We start from the raw sequence: 20,478 nt of genomic DNA, 5'->3' as shown, positions 1-20,478 counted from the left end.
CTCTCTGTTGGGGAGTAGCCACTTCTTGGTAGGGTACTTACCGCAGCGAAAGCATTGAGGTGAGCCGTATGGCTGCTGTCGAGAACGTGACCGGGCCCATGCCTTCATTCGATCCGTACGAGCGCGGCTGCCCGTCGCGGGACCTGCTCGACCAGATCGGCAGCAAGTGGGCGGTCCTCGTGCTGGGCGAACTCGGCCGGAACGGGACCTCCCGGTTCGGTCATCTCCGGCAGGCGCTGGCGGGCGTGAGCGAGAAGATGCTCACCCAGACGCTGCGCACCCTCGAACGCGACGGGCTGGTCAGCCGGACCGTCTACCCAGAGGTGCCGCCGCACGTGGAGTATGAGCTGACCGCGCTCGGCCAGACGCTACGGGAACCGCTGAAGGCGCTCACGGAGTGGTCCGTGCTGCACATCGAAGAAGTCATCACCGCCCGCGAAGAGTACGACGACCGCACTGAGCGCACCAGGTAGTCAGCGGCGGCCAGCGGTCTGGGTCATAGACGGCCGCCTCGCCGAGACCGGCCCGACAATCAGACCCACCTAAGCCACCCGGCGACATCACGAGTTCAACCTCAGTAACCGGCAGCCGGGATGGTGTCTTGTGAGAGTGGTTCGTACTCGATGGGGGTGCGGTAGCCGAGCGCTGAGGGCTCCATCATCGCGTTGTCCAGGCCGTCCCCGACGGTGCCGAACGACGCCAGAAGGTCGGCGGAGCGGATCCGCTCGCCGAAGACCCAGGAAGTGAACTGTCCGGATTCAACCAGTCGTAGCAACATGCCCGATCAGCGAGGTGTGTTGTGGGACGACCAGCGGGTTGGGTGACGGAGTTGACGGGGTGATCGCCGATGAAGGCGCCGGGCCGGCCCTCGATCCGGCGGGAGATCGAGCGGCTGTTCTGGGGGTGAGATCACCAAGGGGCTGAGCAGTGAGGACGCGGCGGTCACCGTCGGAGCGGCCCCCGCGGTGGGGTCCCGATGGTTCCGACCTGCCGGCGGGATGCCGTAGATCAACCTGACTGTCTCGGGCCGCTACCTCTCGTTCCCCCGGTTGTGGGCGCGAAGTGGCTTGGCAACGGGCTCGCGGGTGTTGGGGTCCCACAGCCGGACGAGCCCGTAGCGGCCACGCTGGCGAGGAGAGTGCGGCCGTCGGCGCCAGGTATGGCACGCAACGCCTCGACCCGGTTGAAGTCGAGATCGCCCATCACGTCGCGATCCGCACCGACTCGTGTGCCCGCGACAGCAAGAGCACCGGCGCACGTAGCACGAGACGCCGAAGCACCTATGGCCACGGCGGCCCGCCCCACGGCATCGGCCAGTTGCCCGCGCCAGCTTCAGTAGGCAATCTTTCCGGCGCTTGACCCGCAAAATTTGAACATGTTCAATTGTTGGGGTCGGGAAGGCGCTGCCGTCGTCCGCGCGGCACATCTCACGAGGAGGCACGGTGGGTTCGGGTGCGGGGGTCATCGCATACGCCTTTCTGATCTACACCGTCCTGATGGCGCTGTTCTGCGTCTTCATCGGGTCCAAGACCTCCTGGAGGATGGGCTTGCTCATATCAACTCCAGTGATCTTCGCGCCCTGGGGCTTGGTGCTGGTCGAGTTCGCCACCCACTGACCGGCCCCGGCGGTCGGGACTGGGACGGCGCCGACCAGCGGTGGGGCAACTCCGGTCAACGGCGTCATCGCCGGTCTACGGCGCACGATGTACCAACGGTTGGTACTGGCTCAGCACTCCAGATCCGGCGCTCACCACAGAGAGCCCCCGATGTGCCTATTGGCCGACCGCGCGGCCTGATGTACTGGTCGCAGCCGAACCCGCAGGTCCGCTGCGCACCCTGGCCGCATGCGAGCCCTCCGTGCGGTTTCGGCCCCGCAGGAGGAACCCCTTGTCCACGCAACAGGACCAGGACGGGGCGGCTCCGGCCGGGAAGCGCACACGGCAGACACGCCGAAGAACGGATGACGGGATCTGGATGCCGATCCCGCCCGAGCGCCATCCCGAGGCTGCCGCAGCCACATCGCATGGATGCGCCGGACCGGACTGCTGGCCGGCGAAACGAGTGTCGCGCGCTACCGCCGCTGGCACCCCGAAGACGTCGCCGCCCGCTGGTTTCACGCCTGCAGCAGCCCGGACCTGGACCTGGGGTGCAGCTTCGTGGGCTGGTTCTGCACCTTCGACGACCAATTCGACGGTGCGCTGGGCCGCGACCCGCAAGCCGTCCAGGCCCACATCGAGACCCTGCGCGAGCTGGTGCACTCGGCACCCGGCACCCCCCTGCGCGGGGCATCCCCCGTCGCGGTCGCCTTCGCCGACCTGTGGGCCCGCGAGCAGGACGGGATGTCTCCCGCCTGGCGTTCCCGTGCAGCACGACACTGGGACCAGTACCTTCAGGCCCAAGTCCAAGAAGCCCTCCATCGCCGTGACGCTGTCGAGCCCGACGTGGAGGAATATCTGCAACTGCGTTACGCCAGCGGGTTCATGCCACCCCTATGGGATGCGGTCGAACGCATCTGGCGCTGCGAGGTTCCCGCCACCGCGTACAACGCCCCCCTGCTGCGCACTATGCGGGACGCCGCCAACCAGAACATCAACATCGTCAACGACGTGTACTCCCTCGCCAAGGAAGAAGCCCACGGCGATCACCACAATCTCGTCCTCGTCCTGGAACGGCAGGAAGCCTGCAGCCGTCCAGAGGCGCTGAGGATCACGAATCGCATGATCAACAACTGGATGCAGGAGTTCCTGACAGCCGAGGCACAACTGCCGCTGCTGTACGAAACCCTCGGAATGCCCGCTCACGCTCGCACCAACGTTGCCCGGTTCACCCAAGGGATGCGGGCTGCCATCCGCGGCAACTACGACTGGTGTTCCCGCACCGCCCGTTACCACGGCGCCCTCGACTCCTCAGATCGCGCCGCCGACAGCATCGCCGGACCGGTGATCAATTGCGGGTCAGCCTTCAGCTGATACCCCGAGCCGCTACCGTGGCGCGTGCATTGAGTTTGTGGCCGGGGCGGGACTGACGGTGTGTATCTCGGCGAGACCGGTGGTGATGGCGGCGTCGGTGTCTTGACGGGCTTGGTCGATGGCGTGCTGCTGATCAGTAACCTGCTGCCTGAGTGCGGCGAGGTCGGTTGTGAGCTGGTTGAGCTGGTGGCCGACCTGCCGAAGAAGTTCTCTGTCCGCACTGCCGAACGGCACCTTTCCCCCTCTGATCGTCAACTGACCGGGAAAGGGTGAAGGCGGAACTACCTGCCGACAAGGTTGCGAATTGGACAACAGGCGCCAGGCCATCGCCCGCCGGGCGGGATCACGGCCTGGGTGTGAGACGGCGGCCGCACCGCCCCTGACCTGGACTTTTCCCGTACACAGTGGATCTCACGGACGGGACGGACGGCCCGTAAGCTAGGGGGTATGGCCTACGAGATTCCGGTGACGCAAGCCAGGGCTGAGCTCGCCGATCTGATCAACCGGGTGGTGTACGGCGGTGAGCGCGTCGTCGTGACCCGGCACGGAAAGCCCCTCGTCGCCCTGGTCTCCGCCGCTGACCTGGAGCGACTGGAGGCGCTGCAGGAACCCCCGGAGCCCGCCGAGGAGCAGGTGATCAGCTCGGTCTCCACCGTCCGCGAGGTGGCGTCCGCTCCTCGCGAACAGCAGCGCTTCGGCATCGCGGCACACCATCGGGGAACCGGCGCCTCGTAGAAGACGCAAAGACCGTGCACCCCCCTCCGCTACGGCGGGGGTGCACGGTCGGTTCGGCGCGAGGGCGGGTCAGCCGACGGGGGCGAGGTTCCGTTCGGCGGCGGGCTCGGTGGTCCGCGCCCGCGCCTTGAGCGCATGGCCCAGCAGTACGGCGCCCAGGCCCAGAAGGGCCCACCACGTGAGGGTCAGGGCGGGGCCGGTCGCTGCCGCGCCGTCGAAGAACGACACCGAGCGGAGCAGGGTCGTCCCCGCGCCCGGCGGCAGCCACTGGCCGATCGTGCCGACCGGCTCGGGCAACATCCGTGGGGCCGAGGACGCGCCGGAGAAGGGGTTGCCGAACAGCATCACGGTGCCCGCGGCGATCCCGATGCCGGCCCGGCCGAACAGGGCGGCGAGTCCGGCGACCGCGGCGCTCACGGCCAGCGTCGCCAGGCCCAGTACGCCGGCCTCCGCCCACCAGTTGCCGGTGAGCGCGCCGAGCCAGCTGTGCGCGAGGCCGGCCGCGGACGCGCCGACCAGCGCGGCGGCCCCGATCAGTGCGGCGACGGCGCGCAGGCCGCGCAGTCCGGCCATGCTCACCACCGAGCCCGCGGCGATCCCGGCCAGAGCCAGTGGCAGCACGCTGGCGTTGAGGGCGGCGCCGCGAGGGTCGTTCTCCGGGGCGGCTACGACGTCGACCGTCCTGACCTGCGTGCCGTCGGCGGATCCCGGCCGGGCCACCGCCTGCTGCAGCATCTGTGCCACGACGGGGCTTGCGGCCGACGCGGTCAGCAGCTCGGGGCCCTGGGCGGTGACGACGATCGCGCCGTATACGGTCCGGTCCTCGATGGCGTCGCGGGCGGCGGCCTCATCGGCGTAGCGGTGAATCTCGAACGCACCACGGTGTTGCGCCAGCTGCTTCTCCACCTGGACAGTCGCCGCGGCGGGCCCGGCCACGCCGAGCGGCAGATCGCGGGGCGCGGTGCGGGCGGCGGGCCAGGCGAAGGCCCACAGCGCCAGGGCGGCGAGCAGCGGGACGAGGGCGACGACCGCGATCAGGCGGCGGGTCTGTGTCCTTGCGGGGGTAGCGGACGTGGCGGACATGGCTTCCTCTCCGGACGGGAGTCAAAAAGAAGGATCGTTCGTTTTAGGTGTGTCACCACCGTCCTGCCGTCCGTGGGTGCTTGTCAAGAAGGAACGTTCGTTTTACTTTGGGGTCATGGCCCGTGTATCCCAGGAACACCTCGACGCCCGCCGCCGTCAGATCCTCGACGGCGCCGCGCTGTGCTTCGCACGCAACGGCTTCCATGCCACGTCCATGCAGGACGTGCTGAAGGAGGTCGACCTCTCCGCGGGTGCCGTCTACCGCTACTTCAGCGGCAAGGAGGAGCTGATCGCCGCGATCGTCGCCGAAGTGCTCGGCCAGGTCCATCAGGGCTTCGAGGAGGAGGCCGACAGCAGCCCGCCCCTGCCTCCGGACCTCCTGGTGTCGTCGGTGCTCGGCCGCGTCCTCGCGACCAAGGAGTCGTTGACCGTGGACGGGCGGCCCGCCTTTCCCGGGCTCGTCATCCAGGTGTGGGCGGAGACCCTCCGCAACGACCGGCTCGCGGCCCTGCTGCGCGAGGGGTACGGCGCGGTGCGGGAGACCTGGGGGCGGATCGCCGAGGCGTACCAGGAGGCCGGGATGATGCGGTCGGACGTGTCCCCGGACGACGTGGCCCGCACGATGATGGCCGCCGCGATGGGCTTCCTCGCGCAGCAGGCCCTGTTCGGGCCCGCTTCGAGTGACGTCCTGCGAGATGGTCTACGGGCGTTGATGAGCGTGCAGGATCACAGCTCGGTTAACTTGCTTGAAACTCGGTCCAACTAGCCTGCCGATCCACGCCACCAGGGACTTTGCCCCGTGGCTGCGGCAACCGGACCCCGCACGGTCCGGGTGAGGACTGTGAGGTGGGACGTGCAACTGACCCCGCACGAGCAAGAGAGGCTGCTCATCCATGTGGCGGCCGACGTCGCCGAGAAGCGCCGGGCCCGCGGGCTCAAGCTCAACCACCCCGAGGCGGTCGCCCTCATCACGTCGCACATCCTCGAAGGCGCCCGTGACGGCCGTACGGTCGCCGAGCTCATGGCCTCCGGGCGCAAGCTCCTGACCCGGGACGACGTCATGGAGGGCATCCCCGAGATGATCCACGACGTCCAGGTCGAGGCGACCTTCCCGGACGGCACCAAGCTCGTCACCGTCCACGACCCGATCGTCTGAGGGGACCTCCATGATTCCAGGCGAGATCCTGTTCGCGGACGAGCCCGTTGTGTACAACGAGGGCCGCGAGGTCACCCGGCTGACCGTCCTCAACGCCGCCGACCGGCCCGTCCAGGTCGGCTCCCACTACCACTTCGCCGAGGCCAACCCCGGCCTGGACTTCGACCGTGCCGCCTCCCGTGGCAAGCGGCTCAACATCCCCGCGGGTACGGCCGTGCGCTTCGAGCCCGGGATCCCCGTCGACGTCGAACTCGTCCCGCTCGCGGGCGCCCGTGTGGTGCCCGGGCTGCGCGGGGAGACCGGAGGTGCCCTCGATGCCTGAGATCTCGCGTGCCGTGTACGCCGACCTGTTCGGCCCCACCACCGGTGACCGTATCCGGCTCGCCGACACCGATCTGATCGTCGAGATCGAGGAGGATCGTTCCGGCGGGCCCTCACTCGCCGGTGACGAGGCCGTGTTCGGCGGCGGCAAGGTCATCCGGGAGTCCATGGGCCAGTCGCGTGCCACGCGTGCGGAGGGCACCCCGGACACCGTCATCACGGGTGCGGTGATCATCGACCACTGGGGGATCGTCAAGGCCGACGTCGGCATCCGCGACGGACGGATCACCGGGATCGGCAAGGCGGGCAATCCGGACACCATGGACGGCGTCCATCCCGACCTGGTCATCGGTCCCGAGACCGAGGTCATCGCGGGCAACGGGCGGATCCTCACCGCCGGCGCCATTGACGCGCACGTCCACTTCATCTGCCCGCAGATCGCCGACGAGGCGCTGTCCGCCGGCGTCACCACACTGGTGGGCGGCGGCACCGGACCGGCCGAGGGCTCCAAGGCCACCACGGTCACGCCCGGTCCCTGGCACCTAGCCCGGATGCTGGAGGCGATGGAGCAGTACCCGCTCAACATCGGCTTCCTGGGCAAGGGCAACACCGTCTCGCACGAGGCGATGCTGTCGCAGATCCGCGGCGGGGCGCTGGGCCTCAAACTGCACGAGGACTGGGGCTCGACGCCCGCCGTCATCGACGCCTCGCTGACCGTGGCGGACCAGACCGGCATCCAGGTCGCCATACACACGGACACGCTGAACGAGGCCGGATTCGTGGGCGACACCCTCGCCGCGATCGGCGGGCGCGGCATCCACGCGTACCACACCGAGGGTGCAGGCGGCGGGCACGCGCCGGACATCATGACCGTCGTCTCCGAGCCGCATGTGCTGCCGAGTTCGACGAACCCGACGCGGCCGTTCACCGTGAACACCGCCGAGGAACACCTCGACATGCTGATGGTGTGCCACCACCTCAACCCGGCGGTGCCGGAGGACCTGGCGTTCGCCGAGTCGCGGATCCGGCCGTCCACCATCGGCGCGGAGGACATCCTGCACGACCTGGGCGCCATCTCCATCATCTCCTCCGACGCCCAGGCCATGGGACGCGTCGGCGAGGTCGTCATGCGGACCTGGCAGACGGCGCACGTGATGAAGCGGCGGCGCGGGGCGCTGCCGGGCGACGGGCGCGCCGACAACCGGCGGGTGCGGCGGTACGTGGCCAAGTACACGATCAATCCGGCGCTCGCGCAGGGCCTTGCCCGGGAGGTCGGGTCGGTGGAGACCGGCAAGCTGGCCGACCTCGTGCTGTGGGAGCCCGCGTTCTTCGGGGTCAAGCCGCACCTGGTCGTCAAGGGCGGGCAGATCGCCTACGCGCAGATGGGCGACGCCAACGCGTCCATCCCGACACCGCAGCCGATCCTGCCGCGGCCGATGTACGGGGCGATCGGGCGGGCGCCCGCGTCGAACTCCTTCAACTTCGTGGCACCGCTCGCCATCGAGGACGGGCTGCCGGAGCGGCTCTCGCTCGGGAAGCGGTTCGTCGCGATCGACTCGACGCGTGGGGTGACCAAGGCCGACATGAGGGAGAACGACGCGCGTCCTCGGGTGCAGGTCGATCCCGACAGCTTCGCCGTGCACATCGACGGGGAGCTCGTCGAGGCGACGCCGGCCGCCGAACTGCCCATGGCCCAGCGGTACTTCCTGTTCTGATGACGCTTCCTGTACTGATGACTCTTCCGATGGCGTGGTCGTGATGTCGAGGGCAGCTCTTCTCGTTCTGGCCGACGGGCGCTTTCCCGCCGGAGGGCATGCGCACTCCGGCGGGGCCGAGGCGGCCGTGAAGGCCGGGCGGATCAGTGGGGCCGCGAGCCTGGAGTCCTTCTGCCGGGGGCGGTTGCACACGGCGGGGCTGGTCTCGGCCTCACTGGCGGCCGCCACCGTGCTCGGCGTGGACCCCGTGGCGTTGGATGCGGCCGCGGATGCGCGGACGCCGTCGCCTGCGTTGCGGGTGGCTGGGCGGAAGCTGGGGCGGCAGTTGATGCGGGCCGCTCGCGCTGCGTGGCCCTCGGGCGAACTCGACGCCCTGGCACGGGAGTTCCCGAAGGGGGCGCATCAGCCGGTGGTGCTCGGGGTTGCCGCTCGGGCGGCGGGGCTGGAGGCCGTGGATGCGGCGTATTGCGCGGCTTACGAGAGTGTGAGTGGGCCGGCGAGTGCGACGGTGCGGTTGCTGAGTCTTGATCCGTTCGATGCGACGGGGGTGCTGGCTCGGCTGGCGCCGGAGGTGGATCGTGTTGCGGATCGGGCGGTGGAGGCGGCGCGGGTCGTTGTCGACGAGGGGGTCGATGCACTGCCTGCGGCTTCCGCGCCCTTGTTGGAGATCTCTGCGGAGGTGCATGCCGCCTGGGCTGTGCGGCTGTTCGCGTCGTAGGGCCCGCGGCGGAGCCGCTGATGGATGCCGCGCCCCCGCCGCCCCTTCCCGTTCCCGACCCTGGGGGCTTTGCCCCCAGACCCCCGTATCGGCCTGAACGGCCTCGTCCTCAAACGCCGGACGGGCTGAAATGGTTCCGGACGGGCTGAAATAGGAGCCACAGCTATGCATCTGGACCACAACCACGACGGCCCCGCCGCCGTCAGTGCCGACGCCCGTCGTCCCGACGGCTCGCGGCGGGCCCTGCGGATCGGGCTCGGTGGGCCCGTCGGGTCGGGCAAGACCGCCACCGTTGCGGCGTTGTGCCGGGCCTTGCGCGACGAGCTCTCCCTCGCCGTCGTGACCAATGACATCTACACCCGCGAGGACGCCGAATTCCTGCTTCGGGAAGCTGTGCTGCCTCCTGAGCGGATCACCGCTGTGGAGACGGGGGCTTGTCCGCACACCGCGATCCGGGACGACATCTCCGCCAACCTGGAGGCGGTGGAGGATCTGGAGGACGAGGTCGGGCCGCTGGATCTGATCCTGGTCGAGTCCGGTGGGGACAATCTCACCGCGACCTTCTCCAAGGGGCTTGTCGACGCGCAGATCTTCGTCATTGATGTGGCGGGTGGTGACGACATTCCGCGGAAGGGCGGGCCGGGGGTGACCACGGCCGATCTGCTCGTCGTCAACAAGACCGACCTCGCGCCGTATGTCGGCTCCGATCTCGGGCGGATGGCCGCCGATGCGAAGGCGCAGCGGGCCGAACTGCCTGTCGTCTTCCAGTCGCTCCGGAGCGAGGGCGGGGTCAAGGACGTCGCCGGGTGGGTGCGGGCGCAGCTCGGCGCGTGGACGGCGTGACCGTGAGCGGGGTGCGGGCCACCGCTCGGATCGTCGCCCGGGACGATGGGAGAGGCGGTACCGCTCTGCCCGTGCTTCAGGGGGAGGGGCCGCTCGCGCTGCGGCGGACGCGGGGCAGCGGTGCCGAGGCACGGGTCATGCTCGTCGGGGCGATGAGCGGGCCGCTCGGCGGGGACCAGTTCGCCGTCCGGGCCGAGGTGGAGAGCGGGGCACAGCTGCGGGTGGGGTCGGCGGCCGCCACCATCGCGCTGCCCGGGCAGGCCAAGGGCGAGGCGCGCTACGACGTGCGGCTCGACGTCGCCGACGGGGGCGAACTGGAGTGGCTGCCAGAGCAGTTGATCTCCGCGCACGGGAGCGACCTGTATGTCAGGACGCGGGTCGAGCTCGGCGGTGCCGCTCGGCTCGTGCTGCGCGAGGAGCAGGTGCTCGGTCGGGCCGGGGAGGAACCCGGGCGGCTGACCAGTCGTCTTACGGTGTGTGTCGAGGGGCGGGTGCTTCTCGACCAGGAGCTGGCCTGCGGGCCCGGAGCGCCGGGCGGGTGGGACGGTCCGGCCGTGCTGGACGGGCACCGGGCCGTGGGGCAACTGGTCGTCGTACGGCCCGAGTTCGCGGTGGAGCCCGTCGCGGCCCGGGTGGTGGGGGAGAGAGCCGTGGTGATGCCGCTCGCCGGGCCCGCCGTGCTCGTCAGTGCCGTGGCGGCCGATGCCCTGCGGCTGCGGCGGGTGCTGGACGAGGCACTGGCCGCCGTGGCGTGAGGTTCCGCTGAGCGGGACACGGGTCTCCGTTTATCGGATTGGTAAAGAAGGTCAACGACCCCTGTTCTCGGCATGTCCACAGCCGAAAGGATCCCTCTGACAATCGCAATGATGTTGGGGGAGGTCCCACTTGAGGGATATCAGACGAAATAAGCGGGCCACCGCGCTCGGCTCGGCCGGAGTGCTCGCCGCGGCGACGCTCATAGCCGGCGCCGTCGCGGCGCCGAGTGCCAGCGCGACCGGCGGCACGCGGCACGGGCAGGACCGCGAGGCCCGCGGTGCCGCCATCGCGGCCGAGCGGGCCGCGAAGGCCGGGATCGACTGGCAGGACTGCCCGGCCGACTGGGGTTTTGAGAAGCCCATCCAGTGCGGGTACGTCAGCGTCCCGGTCGACTACGCGCATCCGTACGGCAAGCAGATCAAGCTGGCCGTCGACCGCATCGGCAACACCGGGACGAAGGAGGAGCGCCAGGGTGCGCTCGTCTACAACCCGGGTGGCCCCGGCGGTTCCGGCATGCGTTTCCCGCGTCGGGTCACGACCAAGAACCCGGTGTGGGCCAACGTGGCCAAGGCGTACGACTTCGTGGGCTTCGACCCGCGCGGTGTCGGCCACTCCGCGCCGATCTCCTGCATCGACCCGCAGGAGTTCGTGAAGGCGCCCAAGGCCGACCCGGTGCCGGACTCCGAGGCCGACAAGCTGGCCCAGCGCAAGCTGGCCGCCGAGTACGCCAAGGGCTGCGCCGAGCGCACCGGCAAGGCGATGCTCTCGCAGATGACCACGCCCAACACCGTGCGCGACCTGGACGTCATCCGTGCCGCGCTCGGCGAGAAGAAGCTCAACTACCTGGGCGTCTCCTACGGCACCTACATCGGCGCCGTCTACGGCACCATGTTCCCCGGCCATCTGCGCCGCATGATCGTGGACAGCGTCGTCAACCCGTCGAAGTCGAAGATCTGGTACCAGGCCAACCTGGACCAGGACGTCGCCTTCGAGGGCCGCTGGAAGGACTGGGAGGACTGGGTCGCCGCCAACGACGCCACCTTCCACCTCGGCACCACGCGCGACGCCGTCCAGGCGAAGTGGCTCGAGCTGCGCGCCACCGCCAAGAAGAGCCCCCTCGGCGGGGTCGTCGGCCCGGCCGAGCTGATCTCCTTCTTCCAGAGCGCCCCGTACTACGACTCCTCGTGGGTTCCGGTGGCGACGGCCTTCAGCAAGTACTTCGCCGGTGACACCAAGGCGCTGGTCGACGCGGCCGCCCCCGACATGTCGAACACCGCGGGCAACATCACCGCGGAGAACGGCAACGCCGTCTACACGGCCGTCGAGTGCACCGACGCCAAGTGGCCCACCAGCTGGAAGAAGTGGGACAAGGACAACACCGAGCTCAACAAGAACTACCCGTTCATGACCTGGGCCAACGCCTGGATGAACCTGCCGTGCGCCACCTGGCCGGTCAAGCAGCAGCGCCCGGTGAACGTCAAGACCCACAAGGGTCTGCCGCAGGTCATGATTGTGCAGTCCACGCGTGACGCCGCCACTCCGTACGACGGCGCCGTCGAGCTGCACAACCGCTTCAAGGGCTCCCGCCTGATCACCGAGAAGGACGCGGGCTCGCACGGCGTGACCGGCCTGGTCAACCCGTGCATCAACCAGAAGGTGGACGACTACCTCCTGAGCGGCAAGCTGGACGCCGCGGACGTGACCTGCACCCCGCACGCCACGCCCAAGCCGTAACCGGCAGCCTTACCAGTACGAAGTGAGGGGCGGCCCGGAACACTCCGGCCGCCCCTTCCTCGTACTCGACCCGTCCTAACCCAGCGGCATCCGCGGGAAGCGGCGCTCCTTCTCCGCGGCACCGGCCGCCTCCGTCTGCTGTGCCTTGACGACGGCCGCGTACTCGTCGACGTACTCCTGCTCGGACAGCGAGAGGATCGCGTACATGATCTCGTCCGTGATGGCGCGCAGGATGGCCTTCTCGTTCTCCATGCCCGCATAGCGGGAGAAGTCGAGGGGCTTGCCGAAGCGGATGACGACGGGATGGATGTTCGGGATGACCTTGCCGGGCGGCTGGGCCTCGAAGGTGCCGATCATCGCGCAGGGGATGACGGGCACCTGGGCCCGCAGGGCCATCACCGCCACCCCGACCTTGCCCTTGTAGAGGCGGCCGTCGTGCGAGCGGGTGCCCTCCGGGTAGATGCCGAGCAGTTCGCCCTTGCTCAGCACGCCGAGGCCCTCGCGGATGGCGGCCTGGCCCGCTTCCTTGCCGGTGCGGTCGACCGGGATCTGCCCGGCGCTGCGGAAGAAGGCCGCCGTCAGGCGGCCCTTGATGCCGGGGCCCGTGAAGTACTCCTTCTTGGCGAGGAAGGTGATGCGGCGCTTGAGGATCGCGGGCATCAGGAAGTGGTCCGAGAAGGACAGATGGTTTCCGGCGACGATCGCCGGGCCTTCGGCCGGTACGTGTTCGAGGCCTTCGATGCGAGGCCGGAAGACCAGTCTCAGCAGAGGTCCCAGCAACACGTATTTGAGCACGTAGTAGAACAAAAGGTCGCTCCTCACTCCGGCGGATCGCCTGTGCCGCCGCGTTCCAGCAGGTCAACCGGCGTGTCGTGGGATCGCCAGTGTATGTGCAGGCGCAGTTCGCCGGAACACGGCGGACGCCGCGTCGCGCGCGTGGGGACAACTGCCGCACCAGCCTCCAGTTACCGGCTGGTAGACAGCAACCTGATGACACATCATGGCGCGATCGCGCTCAACTGCTGGCGGATGCCTGGCCCTTGCGGCGCGCCGCCGCGTCTGCTCGCTCACAGCCGCACGATGACCAGGGCGGTGTCATCGGTCGCGCCGCCCGGCGGCAGCAGCTCCAGCAGGACCGAGTCCGCCAGCCGTTCGGGGTCCTCCGTACGGTGGCGGCCGAGGGAGTCGGCGAGGCGGGCCAGGCCGGTGTCGATGTCCTCGCGTCTGCGTTCGATCAGGCCGTCGGTGTAGAGGACGAGGGTGGCGCCCTCGGTGTACGGCGTGCAGGCCTGGGGTCTGGGGATCGGGTCGGGGCGGGCGTCGAGCGGCGGGTCGGTGGCCTGGTCGAGGAACTCGATGCGGCCGTCGGCGTGGACGAGGACCGGCGGTGGGTGCCCGGCGCTGCTGTAGGTGATGGTGTGCTCGTCGAAGTCGATGAACGTGGTGACGGCGGTGGCGGATTCCGCGCCGTCGACGACGTGCGCATACCGACCCAGCACGTTCAGCGCCTCGGCCGGGCCCTCGGCGACGCGGGAGGCGGCGCTCAGCGCGCTGCGCAGCTGGCCCATGACCCCGGCGGCCGCGAGACCGTGCCCGACCACGTCGCCCACCGCCACACCGATGCGGTGGCCACCCACCAGATCGACCAGGTCGTACCAGTCCCCGCACACGTTGAGTGAGCCGACGGCGGGCCGGTAGCGCACGGCGGCGTGCTGGTGGCCGGCCTGGCGGCGGGCGGGCAGCATCGCCTCCTGCAGCGCGATGGCCACCTCGCGCTCGCGGGCGTGGGCCTGCCGCAGCCGCTCGTTGAGCTCCTGCAGTTCCCGCGCGCGGGTGTACAGCTCGGCCTCGAGCACCCGGGCCCGGCTGCCGCGCGGACCGCCCCGGGCCTTGATCAGCTCGGTGACCTCCTCGACGCGGTGCACCAGCAGCACCACCTTGCCGTCCGGGCCGAGCACCGGCGCGTTGACCGGGCTCCAGTAGCGCTCCTCCCACTCGCCCGGCCGGTCGGGGCACTCCACGTCGTAGCGCTGCAGAGCCATGGCATCGCGCTCGCCGGTCTCCAGCACCCGCTGCAGCGAGGCCGCCAGATTGCGCATGCCGGAGGCGGTGGAGTCGTTCGGGTTGTCGGGGAAGACGTCGAACAGATAGCGGCCCACGACCTTCTCGCGGGTGCGCCCGGCATTGCGCAGGAACTCCTCGTTGGCGTCGGCGAACACCAGCTCGGGCGTCAGTAGCGCCACCATCCCCGGCAGGCACTGGAACACTGCCGCGTAGTCGATCGCCCCATCGTTCATGGCTGCCGCCTCATCACCGGGTTCACGCCATTTTCCCACGTGATGCGGCGTATGTACGGTATCCGTGTGTCAGTCCGGGGGTTCCGTCAGGGACTGCTCGGCCCAGATGACCTTTCCCTCGGGCACGAAGCGGGTGCCCCACCGCTGGGTGAACTGGGAGACCAGCAGCAGCCCGCGGCCGCCCTCGTCGGTGGTGCGCGGATGACGCAGGTGGGGTGCGGTGGCGCCGCCGTCGGAGACCTCGCAGATCAGGGCGCGTTCCCTGATCAGGCGGAGCCGGATGGGGCCTTCGGCGTGCCGGATGGCGTTGGTGACCAGCTCGCTGACCACGAGTTCCGTGGTGAAGGCCAGCTCCTCCAGGCCCCACTCGGTCAGCTGCCGGGTGGCTTCCTTGCGGGCGTCGGCGACGACGGCAGGGTCGGCGGGCAGGTCCCAGTCGGCGACCTGGTCGGCGCCGAGGAGTCTGGTGCGGGCCATCAGCAGCGCCACGTCGTCGTCCGGGCGGTCCGGGATCAGCGCATCCACCACGGCCCGGCAGCGCAGGTCGAGGGAGGGCGTGATCCGCTCCAGGGCCCGGCGCAGCCGGTCGCGGTCCGCGTCGACCGGCCGGTCGACGTCCTCGCGGGCCAGCAGCCCGTCGGTGTGCAGCGCGAGCATGCTGCCCTCGGCGAGGGCCAGTTCCACCGCCTCGAAGGGCCGCCCGCCCACGCCGAGCGGCGGCCCCTGCGGCAGGTCCACGAAGCTGACGGTGCCGTCGGGCAGGACGACGGCGGGCGCCGGATGGCCCGCGGCGGCCATCGTGCACTGTCCGTCGACGGGGTCGTAGATGACGTAGACACAGCCGGACCCGGCGACCTGCACGTCGATGCCGTCCGGAGCGTCCGGATCGCCGCCCTCCTCCCGGCCGGTCTGCGCGACCAGGTCGTCGAGGTGCGCGAGCACCTCCTCGGGCGGCAGATCCAGCGCCGCCAGAGTGCGTACGGCGGTCCGCAGGCGTCCCATGGCCGCGGCGGCGTCGATGCCGTGCCCCGGTACCTCGCCGACCACGAGGGCGACGCGGGCGCCGGACAGCGGGATGAGGTCGTACCAGTCGCCGCCCAGGCCGGTCAGCTCGTCGGCCGGCCGGTAGCAGGCAGCCACCTCCACGGCGTTCGAATCGGGCAGCCGGCGGGGGAGCAGGCTGCGCTGCAGCACCAGAGCCGCATTGCGTTCGCGGGCGTAGCGGCGGGCGTTGTCCACACAGACCGCCGCCCGCGAGACCAGGTCCTCGGCCAGGCTGAGGTCGTCCACGTCGAAGTGCTCCTGACGCCGCCGCCGGAAGAACGTGGTGACCCCCAGGGTGACGCCCCGCGCGCGGATCGGCACGATCATCACGGTGTGCATCCCCAGCTCCAGGAAGGTGGCTGTCCGGTCACCGGGCAGGTCGGTGGCCCACTCCCGGGCCAGCGGGTCGAGCCGCTCCTCGCGCCAGGACAGGCCGGTGGCCAGGCAGCGGATCGGGGGCGATCCGGGCAGATAGGTGACCACCGCGCCGATCTCGACGACGGCTTCGGGGACTCCGGGGTTCACCGACTGCTGTCCGGCCCGCCGAAGCGGCACCGCCTCCGTGGGGCTGAGCGGTCCGGCCGGGGGCTCCGCTCCGCGCAGCACCCACTCCAGCAGGTCGACGCAGACGAAGTCGGCGCAGCCCGGCACGGCCACGTCGGCCAGCTCCTGCGCGGTCCGCACGATGTCCAGGCTGCGTCCGATCTGCTCGCCGGCCCGGTCGAGCAGGGCCAGCCGCTGCCGGGCGCGGTGCCGCTCGGTGATGTCGACGACCGTGTAGTAGACGCCCATCGGGTGGCCGTGGTCGTCGTCGAGGCGGGTGAACGACATCATGTGCGCCGTCTCCCGGCGCGGTGCGGAGCGCACATGGCCGACGTGCTCGTACCCGACCACCGGCCGCCCGGTCTCCAGCACGCGCCGCATCTGTGTCTCGATGCCCTCGGAGTCGATGCCCGGCTGGATCTCCGCCAGCCGCCGCCCCAGCCGCTCCCCGGGAGAGCCGCCGCCGAACCGCTCCAGGGCCGCGTTCGACCAGACGCACCGCAGCTGCGCGTCCACGATCGCTATGCCGACGGGGGAGCCGGTCACCATCTGCTCCAGCACCGCACGGCTCATGTCCCAGCCGCGTGCCCCGGCCATGTCGGAGAGCAGCACCAGCCAGTGTGCCCCGCCGCCCGGCCCCACCGCCGGAGTGATCCGGACCATCACCCGGACCTGGTGCCCGTCCTTGCGCCGGGCGGTCAGCAGCCCCGCCCAGCCGCCGTCCCGGCGGCACCGTTCGGCCACCTCGGGCACCCGTGCGGCGTCCTCCGTGGCCAGCAGGCCGGTCACCGGGGTGCCCACCACCTCGGACGCGGTGTAGTCCAGCAGCCGCCGGGCGTCCCGGGTCCAGCTCGTCACCACTCCCTGGGCGTCGAGCAGCAGAGGCGCGGCATCGGCCACGTCGAACCGCTGCCGGGCAGCGTCCTGCTCCTCGTCAGTGCCCACGGCCGACCTCTCTGTCGCTGAGAGTGGTCTACCACCTCTTGTCCCCATCTTCACCCTCCGGGCAACCGGTGAGGACGCAGAGAAAAGTGGGGGGCGGGGTCCGGGCGCCCCCCACCCCCGTCAGGAACCCAGGACCCTCTCCAGCGCCCCGAGCGCGGACTCCAGCTCCTCGCCGGTGATCGTCAGCGGCGGCGCCAGCCGGATGGTGGAGCCGTGGGTGTCCTTGACCAGCACCCCCTCGCGCTGAAGGCGTTCGCTGATCTCGCGGCCGGTGCCGATGGCCGGGTCGACGTCGACGCCCGCCCACAGGCCGCGGGCGCGGAAGCCGGCGACGCCCTTGCCGACCAGCGCGGCCAGGCCACCACGCAGGACCACGCCCAGCTCGGCGGCCCGGCGCTGGTACTCGCCCGTCTCCAGCAGCTCCACGACGGCCGTGCCGACCGCGGCGGCCAGCGGGTTGCCGCCGAACGTCGAGCCGTGCTCGCCGGGACGCAGTACGCCGAGCACCTCCCGGCGGGCGACCACCGCGGAGACCGGGACGATGCCGCCGCCCAGCGCCTTGCCCAGCAGCAGGACGTCCGGGACGACGCCCTCGTGCTCGACGGCGAGGGTGCGGCCGGTGCGGCCGAGGCCCGACTGGATCTCGTCCGCGATGAACAGACAGCCCTTGCGCCGGGTCAGCTCACGCACCCCGGCCAGGTAGCCGTCGTCCGGGATGACGACACCCGCCTCGCCCTGGATGGGCTCGATCAGCACCGCGGCCGTGGTCTCGTCGACCGCCGCCTCCAGCGCCGCCAGGTCGTTGTACGGCACGATCCGGAAGCCGGGAGTGAAGGGCCCGAAGCCTGCCCGGGCCGTCTCGTCCGTGGAGAAGCTGACGATCGTCGTCGTACGGCCGTGGAAGTTCTCCGCCGCGACCACGATCGTCGCCTGGTCGGCGGGGACGCCCTTGACCTCGTACGCCCACTTGCGGGCCACCTTGATGCCGGACTCGACCGCCTCGGCGCCCGTGTTCATCGGCAGCACCATGTCCAGACCGGTCAGCTCGGCCAGCCGCTCCGCGAACTCGGCCAGACGGTCGTTGTGGAAGGCACGGGAGGTGAGGGTGAGGCGGTCCAACTGCCGGTGGGCCGCCTCGATCAGCGCCGGGTGGCGGTGGCCGAAGTTGAGGGCCGAGTAGCCGGCCAGCATGTCGAGGTAGCGGCGGCCCTCGACGTCCTCCACCCAGGTGCCCTCGGCACGGGCGACCACCACGGGCAGCGGGTGGTAGTTGTGCGCCAGGACCGGTTCCTCGGCGCGGATCAGCTCGACGGACGAACGGGTGGTCGCGGGAGCGGTCATGAACGGATCTCCTGAGTGCAGCACTTGATGCCGCCGCCTGCCTTGCGGAACTCGGACAGGTCGACGGGCACGGGGACATAGCCGCGGTCGGCGAGAGCGGTGGCGAGGGACTCGGCCTGGGGCGCGATGAAGACGTTGCGCCCGTCGGAGACCGAGTTGAGGCCGAAGGCCAGCGCGTCGTCCAGGGTGGCGAGCACCGCGTCCGGGTACAGCCGCGCCAGCACCTCCCGGCTGCCCGGGGAGAACGCCTCCGGGTAGTAGGAGATGTTGTCGTCGTCCAGGACGAACAGCGCGGTGTCCAGGTGGTAGAAGCGCGGGTCCACCAGCGTCAGGCTGATCACCGGGTGGCCGAAGAACTCCTGGACCTCGCGGTGCGCCTCGCGGGTGGTACGGAATCCGGTCCCGGCCAGGACGTAGCGGCCCGTCCAGACCAGGTCGCCCTCGCCCTCGCAGACGGCCTCGGGACGGTGGACGTCGAAGCCGGCCGCCTTGAACCACGTGTCGTAGTGCGTGGACTCCGGGCGCCGCTCGGGCGCGTGGAAGAGGGCGCCGAAGACCCGGCCGTCCACGACGACCGCCGAGTTCGCGGCGAAGACCATGTCCGGCAGGCCGGGGGCCGGCTCCAGGGTGTCGACGGTGTGGCCATGGGCCCGATAGGCGCCGATCAGCGCCTGCCACTGCTCGTGGGCCAGGTCCACGTCGACGCGGACGTCGGGTTGCATCCAGGGATTGATCGCGTACTGCACGGCGAAATGTCTGGGTTCGCAGACGAGAAACCGCCGCCGGCGCGGCACACGGGAATCGGACACAGAGGGGTTCCTCCGCTTCCTGCGGTGTCGAGGGTGGGTTGACACCAAGGTAGGAAGTGACGGAGCCGGGCGACAAGGAACGAGAATTGCGTGTCCGCGCAGGAATGCTGCGTCTTCAGCCGGTTCTGCGCAGCGCTGCTGCGTGCTCGGACGTTTATTCGGGAGCCGGTTGGGTGGCGCCCGCCTCCGGGCTCTCCGGGAGCAGATGGGACAGCACCATCACGCTGATCGTCTTCCGGATGAAGGGCTCGATGCGGATCCGCTCCAGGACCTCCTCGAAGTGGTCCACGTCCCGCGCCCGTACATGCAGCAGCGCGTCCGCGCCGCCGGTCACCGTCATCGCCGCCGTGATCTCCGGATGGTTGCGCACCACCTCCGCGAGCCGCCGGGGCGGGGCCGCGCCCTCGCAGTACACCTCGACGTACGCCTCGGTGCGCCAGCCCAGCGCCGCCGGCTGCACGGTGGCCGTGAACCCGGTGATCACGCCCGTCTCGCGCAGTCGGTCCACCCGCCGCTTGACCGCCGTGGAGGACAGTCCGACGGCCGCACCGATCTCGGCGAAGCTCGTCCTGGCGTTCGCCATCAACGCGGTGATGATCTTCCGGTCGAGATCGTCGAAGGGGGCCGGCCTGCTGTTCATGTCGGCACTGTATCCAGCACGAACGCCCACACCACGGCACATGTCCACACGTGCGGATTCCACCTACACTCCGGGTTCATGCTGCGCGCCCTCGCCGTCGACGACGAACGCCCCTCCCTGGAGGAACTGCTGTATCTGCTGAACGCGGACCCCCGCATCGGCAGCGCGGAGGGCGCGGGCGACGCGACCGAGGCACTGCGCCGTATCAACCGGGCCCTGGAGTCCGGTCCGGGCGGTGCCGAAGCGATCGACGTCGTCTTCCTCGACATCCAGATGCCCGGCCTCGACGGACTCGACCTGGCCCGGCTGCTGACCGGTTTCGCCGAGCCGCCGCTGGTCGTGTTCGTCACCGCACACGAGGACTTCGCCGTGCAGGCCTTCGACCTCAAGGCCGTCGACTACCTCCTCAAGCCCGTCCGCAAGGAACGCCTCGCGGAGGCCGTCCGCCGGGCCGCCGAACTCACCGACACCACCCCGCCCATCCCCGTGCACGAGCCCGACCCCGACCACATACCGGTCGAACTCGGCGGCGTGACCCGCTTCGTCGCCGTCGACGACATCACCCACGTCGAGGCCCAGGGCGACTACGCCCGCCTGCACACCGACAAGGGCAGCCATCTGGTACGGATCCCGCTGTCCACCCTGGAGGACCGCTGGCGCTCCCGTGGCTTCGTCCGCATCCACCGCCGCCACCTGGTCGCCCTGCGCCACGTCGGCGAACTGCGCCTGGACGCGGGCACGGTGAGCGTCCTGGTCGGCGCCGAGGAGTTGCAGGTCAGCCGGCGCCACGCACGCGAACTGCGGGACCTGCTGATGAGGAGGCCTTGAC

General features: G+C 70.3%; 22 protein-coding genes and 1 pseudogene. 15 read left to right on the top strand and 8 right to left on the bottom strand.

Annotation, left to right across the window (positions count from 1 at the left end; genetic code table 11):
* Positions 1 to 68: 68 nt before the first annotated feature.
* On the top strand, positions 69 to 473 hold the full coding sequence (locus ACWDAG_RS29465) for a winged helix-turn-helix transcriptional regulator (RefSeq protein ID WP_067253666.1): 405 nt from the start codon (positions 69 to 71) through the stop codon (positions 471 to 473).
* Positions 474 to 574: 101 nt separating this feature from the next.
* Here ACWDAG_RS29465 and ACWDAG_RS29460 read toward each other — a convergent pair whose 3' ends face one another.
* Entirely contained in the window at positions 575 to 778 is a 204-nt protein-coding gene (locus ACWDAG_RS29460) for a hypothetical protein (RefSeq protein ID WP_450698644.1), read from the bottom strand.
* Positions 779 to 847: 69 nt separating this feature from the next.
* Here ACWDAG_RS29460 and ACWDAG_RS29455 point away from each other — a divergent pair.
* The 5 genes and pseudogenes from ACWDAG_RS29455 to ACWDAG_RS29435 all read left to right on the top strand — a co-directional run.
* Positions 848 to 1,004, top strand: a pseudogene (locus ACWDAG_RS29455) (IS30 family transposase); the annotation flags it as partial.
* A 438-nt stretch (positions 1,005 to 1,442) separates the two neighbouring features.
* The gene (locus ACWDAG_RS29450) at positions 1,443 to 1,616 is read left to right on the top strand and encodes a hypothetical protein (protein WP_450698578.1); all 174 of its coding nucleotides are present in this window, start codon (positions 1,443 to 1,445) and stop codon (positions 1,614 to 1,616) included.
* A gap of 411 nt (positions 1,617 to 2,027) precedes the next feature.
* Positions 2,028 to 2,969, top strand: coding sequence for a terpene synthase family protein (locus ACWDAG_RS29445; protein ID WP_450698577.1), 942 nt, complete (start codon positions 2,028 to 2,030; stop codon positions 2,967 to 2,969).
* A gap of 60 nt (positions 2,970 to 3,029) precedes the next feature.
* Positions 3,030 to 3,242: a hypothetical protein gene (locus ACWDAG_RS29440; protein WP_450698576.1), complete on the top strand. Its 213-nt coding sequence runs from the start codon at positions 3,030 to 3,032 to the stop codon at positions 3,240 to 3,242.
* A 174-nt stretch (positions 3,243 to 3,416) separates the two neighbouring features.
* Entirely contained in the window at positions 3,417 to 3,704 is a 288-nt protein-coding gene (locus ACWDAG_RS29435) for a type II toxin-antitoxin system Phd/YefM family antitoxin (RefSeq protein WP_450698575.1), read from the top strand.
* A 69-nt stretch (positions 3,705 to 3,773) separates the two neighbouring features.
* On the opposite strand, the gene ACWDAG_RS29430 is transcribed toward ACWDAG_RS29435, so the two are convergent.
* Complete coding sequence (locus ACWDAG_RS29430; RefSeq protein WP_450698574.1) at positions 3,774 to 4,787, bottom strand: ABC transporter permease; 1,014 nt, start codon at positions 4,785 to 4,787, stop codon at positions 3,774 to 3,776.
* Positions 4,788 to 4,902: 115 nt separating this feature from the next.
* Between ACWDAG_RS29430 and ACWDAG_RS29425 the strand changes: the two genes are divergently transcribed.
* The 8 genes from ACWDAG_RS29425 to ACWDAG_RS29390 all read left to right on the top strand — a co-directional run bounded on the left by ACWDAG_RS29425 (position 4,903) and on the right by ACWDAG_RS29390 (position 12,030).
* Positions 4,903 to 5,553 (top strand): TetR/AcrR family transcriptional regulator, encoded by a 651-nt coding sequence (locus ACWDAG_RS29425; protein ID WP_450698573.1) that lies wholly within the window; start codon positions 4,903 to 4,905, stop codon positions 5,551 to 5,553.
* A gap of 87 nt (positions 5,554 to 5,640) precedes the next feature.
* Positions 5,641 to 5,943, top strand: a complete 303-nt coding sequence (locus tag ACWDAG_RS29420; protein WP_010355509.1) for an urease subunit gamma — start codon at positions 5,641 to 5,643, stop codon at positions 5,941 to 5,943.
* 10 nt (positions 5,944 to 5,953) lie between these two features.
* Positions 5,954 to 6,265 (top strand): urease subunit beta, encoded by a 312-nt coding sequence (locus ACWDAG_RS29415; RefSeq protein WP_450698572.1) that lies wholly within the window; start codon positions 5,954 to 5,956, stop codon positions 6,263 to 6,265.
* Entirely contained in the window at positions 6,258 to 7,979 is a 1,722-nt protein-coding gene (locus tag ACWDAG_RS29410; RefSeq protein WP_450698571.1) for an urease subunit alpha, read from the top strand. The genes ACWDAG_RS29415 and ACWDAG_RS29410 overlap by 8 nt, the downstream gene beginning before the upstream one ends.
* Positions 7,980 to 8,022: 43 nt before the next feature.
* Positions 8,023 to 8,697: an urease accessory protein UreF gene (locus ACWDAG_RS29405; RefSeq protein ID WP_450698641.1), complete on the top strand. Its 675-nt coding sequence runs from the start codon at positions 8,023 to 8,025 to the stop codon at positions 8,695 to 8,697.
* 165 nt (positions 8,698 to 8,862) lie between these two features.
* Positions 8,863 to 9,540: an urease accessory protein UreG gene (gene ureG, locus ACWDAG_RS29400; protein ID WP_450698570.1), complete on the top strand. Its 678-nt coding sequence runs from the start codon at positions 8,863 to 8,865 to the stop codon at positions 9,538 to 9,540.
* Positions 9,528 to 10,295, top strand: coding sequence for an urease accessory protein UreD (locus ACWDAG_RS29395; protein WP_450698569.1), 768 nt, complete (start codon positions 9,528 to 9,530; stop codon positions 10,293 to 10,295). The genes ureG and ACWDAG_RS29395 overlap by 13 nt, the downstream gene beginning before the upstream one ends.
* 130 nt (positions 10,296 to 10,425) lie before the next feature.
* Positions 10,426 to 12,030 carry an alpha/beta hydrolase gene (locus ACWDAG_RS29390; RefSeq protein ID WP_450698568.1) on the top strand — a complete coding sequence of 535 codons (1,605 nt, stop codon included), beginning with the start codon at positions 10,426 to 10,428 and terminating at the stop codon, positions 12,028 to 12,030.
* A gap of 75 nt (positions 12,031 to 12,105) precedes the next feature.
* Here the strand turns inward: ACWDAG_RS29390 and ACWDAG_RS29385 are convergent, their stop codons facing one another.
* The 6 genes from ACWDAG_RS29385 to ACWDAG_RS29360 form a co-directional block, all read right to left on the bottom strand.
* A complete protein-coding gene (locus tag ACWDAG_RS29385; protein WP_450698567.1) occupies positions 12,106 to 12,837 on the bottom strand; it encodes a lysophospholipid acyltransferase family protein in 732 nt (243 codons plus the stop codon).
* Positions 12,838 to 13,097: 260 nt separating this feature from the next.
* Positions 13,098 to 14,327, bottom strand: coding sequence for a PP2C family protein-serine/threonine phosphatase (locus tag ACWDAG_RS29380; RefSeq protein ID WP_450698566.1), 1,230 nt, complete (start codon positions 14,325 to 14,327; stop codon positions 13,098 to 13,100).
* Positions 14,328 to 14,396: 69 nt separating this feature from the next.
* Positions 14,397 to 16,859, bottom strand: a complete 2,463-nt coding sequence (locus ACWDAG_RS29375) for a SpoIIE family protein phosphatase (protein WP_450698565.1) — start codon at positions 16,857 to 16,859, stop codon at positions 14,397 to 14,399.
* A 120-nt stretch (positions 16,860 to 16,979) separates the two neighbouring features.
* Positions 16,980 to 18,200 carry an ornithine--oxo-acid transaminase gene (gene rocD, locus ACWDAG_RS29370; RefSeq protein ID WP_450698564.1) on the bottom strand — a complete coding sequence of 407 codons (1,221 nt, stop codon included), beginning with the start codon at positions 18,198 to 18,200 and terminating at the stop codon, positions 16,980 to 16,982.
* Entirely contained in the window at positions 18,197 to 19,009 is an 813-nt protein-coding gene (gene ddaH / locus ACWDAG_RS29365; protein ID WP_450698563.1) for a dimethylargininase, read from the bottom strand. The genes rocD and ddaH overlap by 4 nt, the downstream gene beginning before the upstream one ends.
* A gap of 154 nt (positions 19,010 to 19,163) precedes the next feature.
* Positions 19,164 to 19,649, bottom strand: a complete 486-nt coding sequence (locus ACWDAG_RS29360; protein WP_450698562.1) for an Lrp/AsnC family transcriptional regulator — start codon at positions 19,647 to 19,649, stop codon at positions 19,164 to 19,166.
* 78 nt (positions 19,650 to 19,727) lie between these two features.
* Here ACWDAG_RS29360 and ACWDAG_RS29355 point away from each other — a divergent pair, with 78 nt between their 5' ends.
* Complete coding sequence (locus ACWDAG_RS29355; protein ID WP_450698561.1) at positions 19,728 to 20,477, top strand: LytR/AlgR family response regulator transcription factor; 750 nt, start codon at positions 19,728 to 19,730, stop codon at positions 20,475 to 20,477.
* Position 20,478: the final 1 nt, after the last annotated feature.

The organism is Streptomyces sp. NPDC001157, from assembly GCF_053598255.1.
Note: the sequence above shows the minus strand (reverse complement) of the source record. Positions and strands in the feature narration are given on the sequence as shown.

What these genes read in the sequence shown, in the direction of transcription:
- ACWDAG_RS29465 (WP_067253666.1), top strand. Translation starts at nt 69, where the DNA reads ATGGCTGCTGTCGAGAACGTGACCGGGCCCATGCCTTCATTCGATCCG.
- ACWDAG_RS29460 (WP_450698644.1), bottom strand. Translation starts at nt 778, where the DNA reads ATGTTGCTACGACTGGTTGAATCCGGACAGTTCACTTCCTGGGTCTTC.
- ACWDAG_RS29445 (WP_450698577.1), top strand. Translation starts at nt 2,028, where the DNA reads ATGCGCCGGACCGGACTGCTGGCCGGCGAAACGAGTGTCGCGCGCTAC.
- ACWDAG_RS29435 (WP_450698575.1), top strand. Translation starts at nt 3,417, where the DNA reads ATGGCCTACGAGATTCCGGTGACGCAAGCCAGGGCTGAGCTCGCCGAT.
- ACWDAG_RS29430 (WP_450698574.1), bottom strand. Translation starts at nt 4,787, where the DNA reads ATGTCCGCCACGTCCGCTACCCCCGCAAGGACACAGACCCGCCGCCTG.
- ACWDAG_RS29425 (WP_450698573.1), top strand. Translation starts at nt 4,903, where the DNA reads ATGGCCCGTGTATCCCAGGAACACCTCGACGCCCGCCGCCGTCAGATC.
- ACWDAG_RS29415 (WP_450698572.1), top strand. Translation starts at nt 5,954, where the DNA reads ATGATTCCAGGCGAGATCCTGTTCGCGGACGAGCCCGTTGTGTACAAC.
- ACWDAG_RS29410 (WP_450698571.1), top strand. Translation starts at nt 6,258, where the DNA reads ATGCCTGAGATCTCGCGTGCCGTGTACGCCGACCTGTTCGGCCCCACC.
- ACWDAG_RS29405 (WP_450698641.1), top strand. Translation starts at nt 8,023, where the DNA reads ATGTCGAGGGCAGCTCTTCTCGTTCTGGCCGACGGGCGCTTTCCCGCC.
- ureG (WP_450698570.1), top strand. Translation starts at nt 8,863, where the DNA reads ATGCATCTGGACCACAACCACGACGGCCCCGCCGCCGTCAGTGCCGAC.
- ACWDAG_RS29380 (WP_450698566.1), bottom strand. Translation starts at nt 14,327, where the DNA reads ATGAACGATGGGGCGATCGACTACGCGGCAGTGTTCCAGTGCCTGCCG.
- rocD (WP_450698564.1), bottom strand. Translation starts at nt 18,200, where the DNA reads ATGACCGCTCCCGCGACCACCCGTTCGTCCGTCGAGCTGATCCGCGCC.
- ACWDAG_RS29360 (WP_450698562.1), bottom strand. Translation starts at nt 19,649, where the DNA reads ATGAACAGCAGGCCGGCCCCCTTCGACGATCTCGACCGGAAGATCATC.
- ACWDAG_RS29355 (WP_450698561.1), top strand. Translation starts at nt 19,728, where the DNA reads ATGCTGCGCGCCCTCGCCGTCGACGACGAACGCCCCTCCCTGGAGGAA.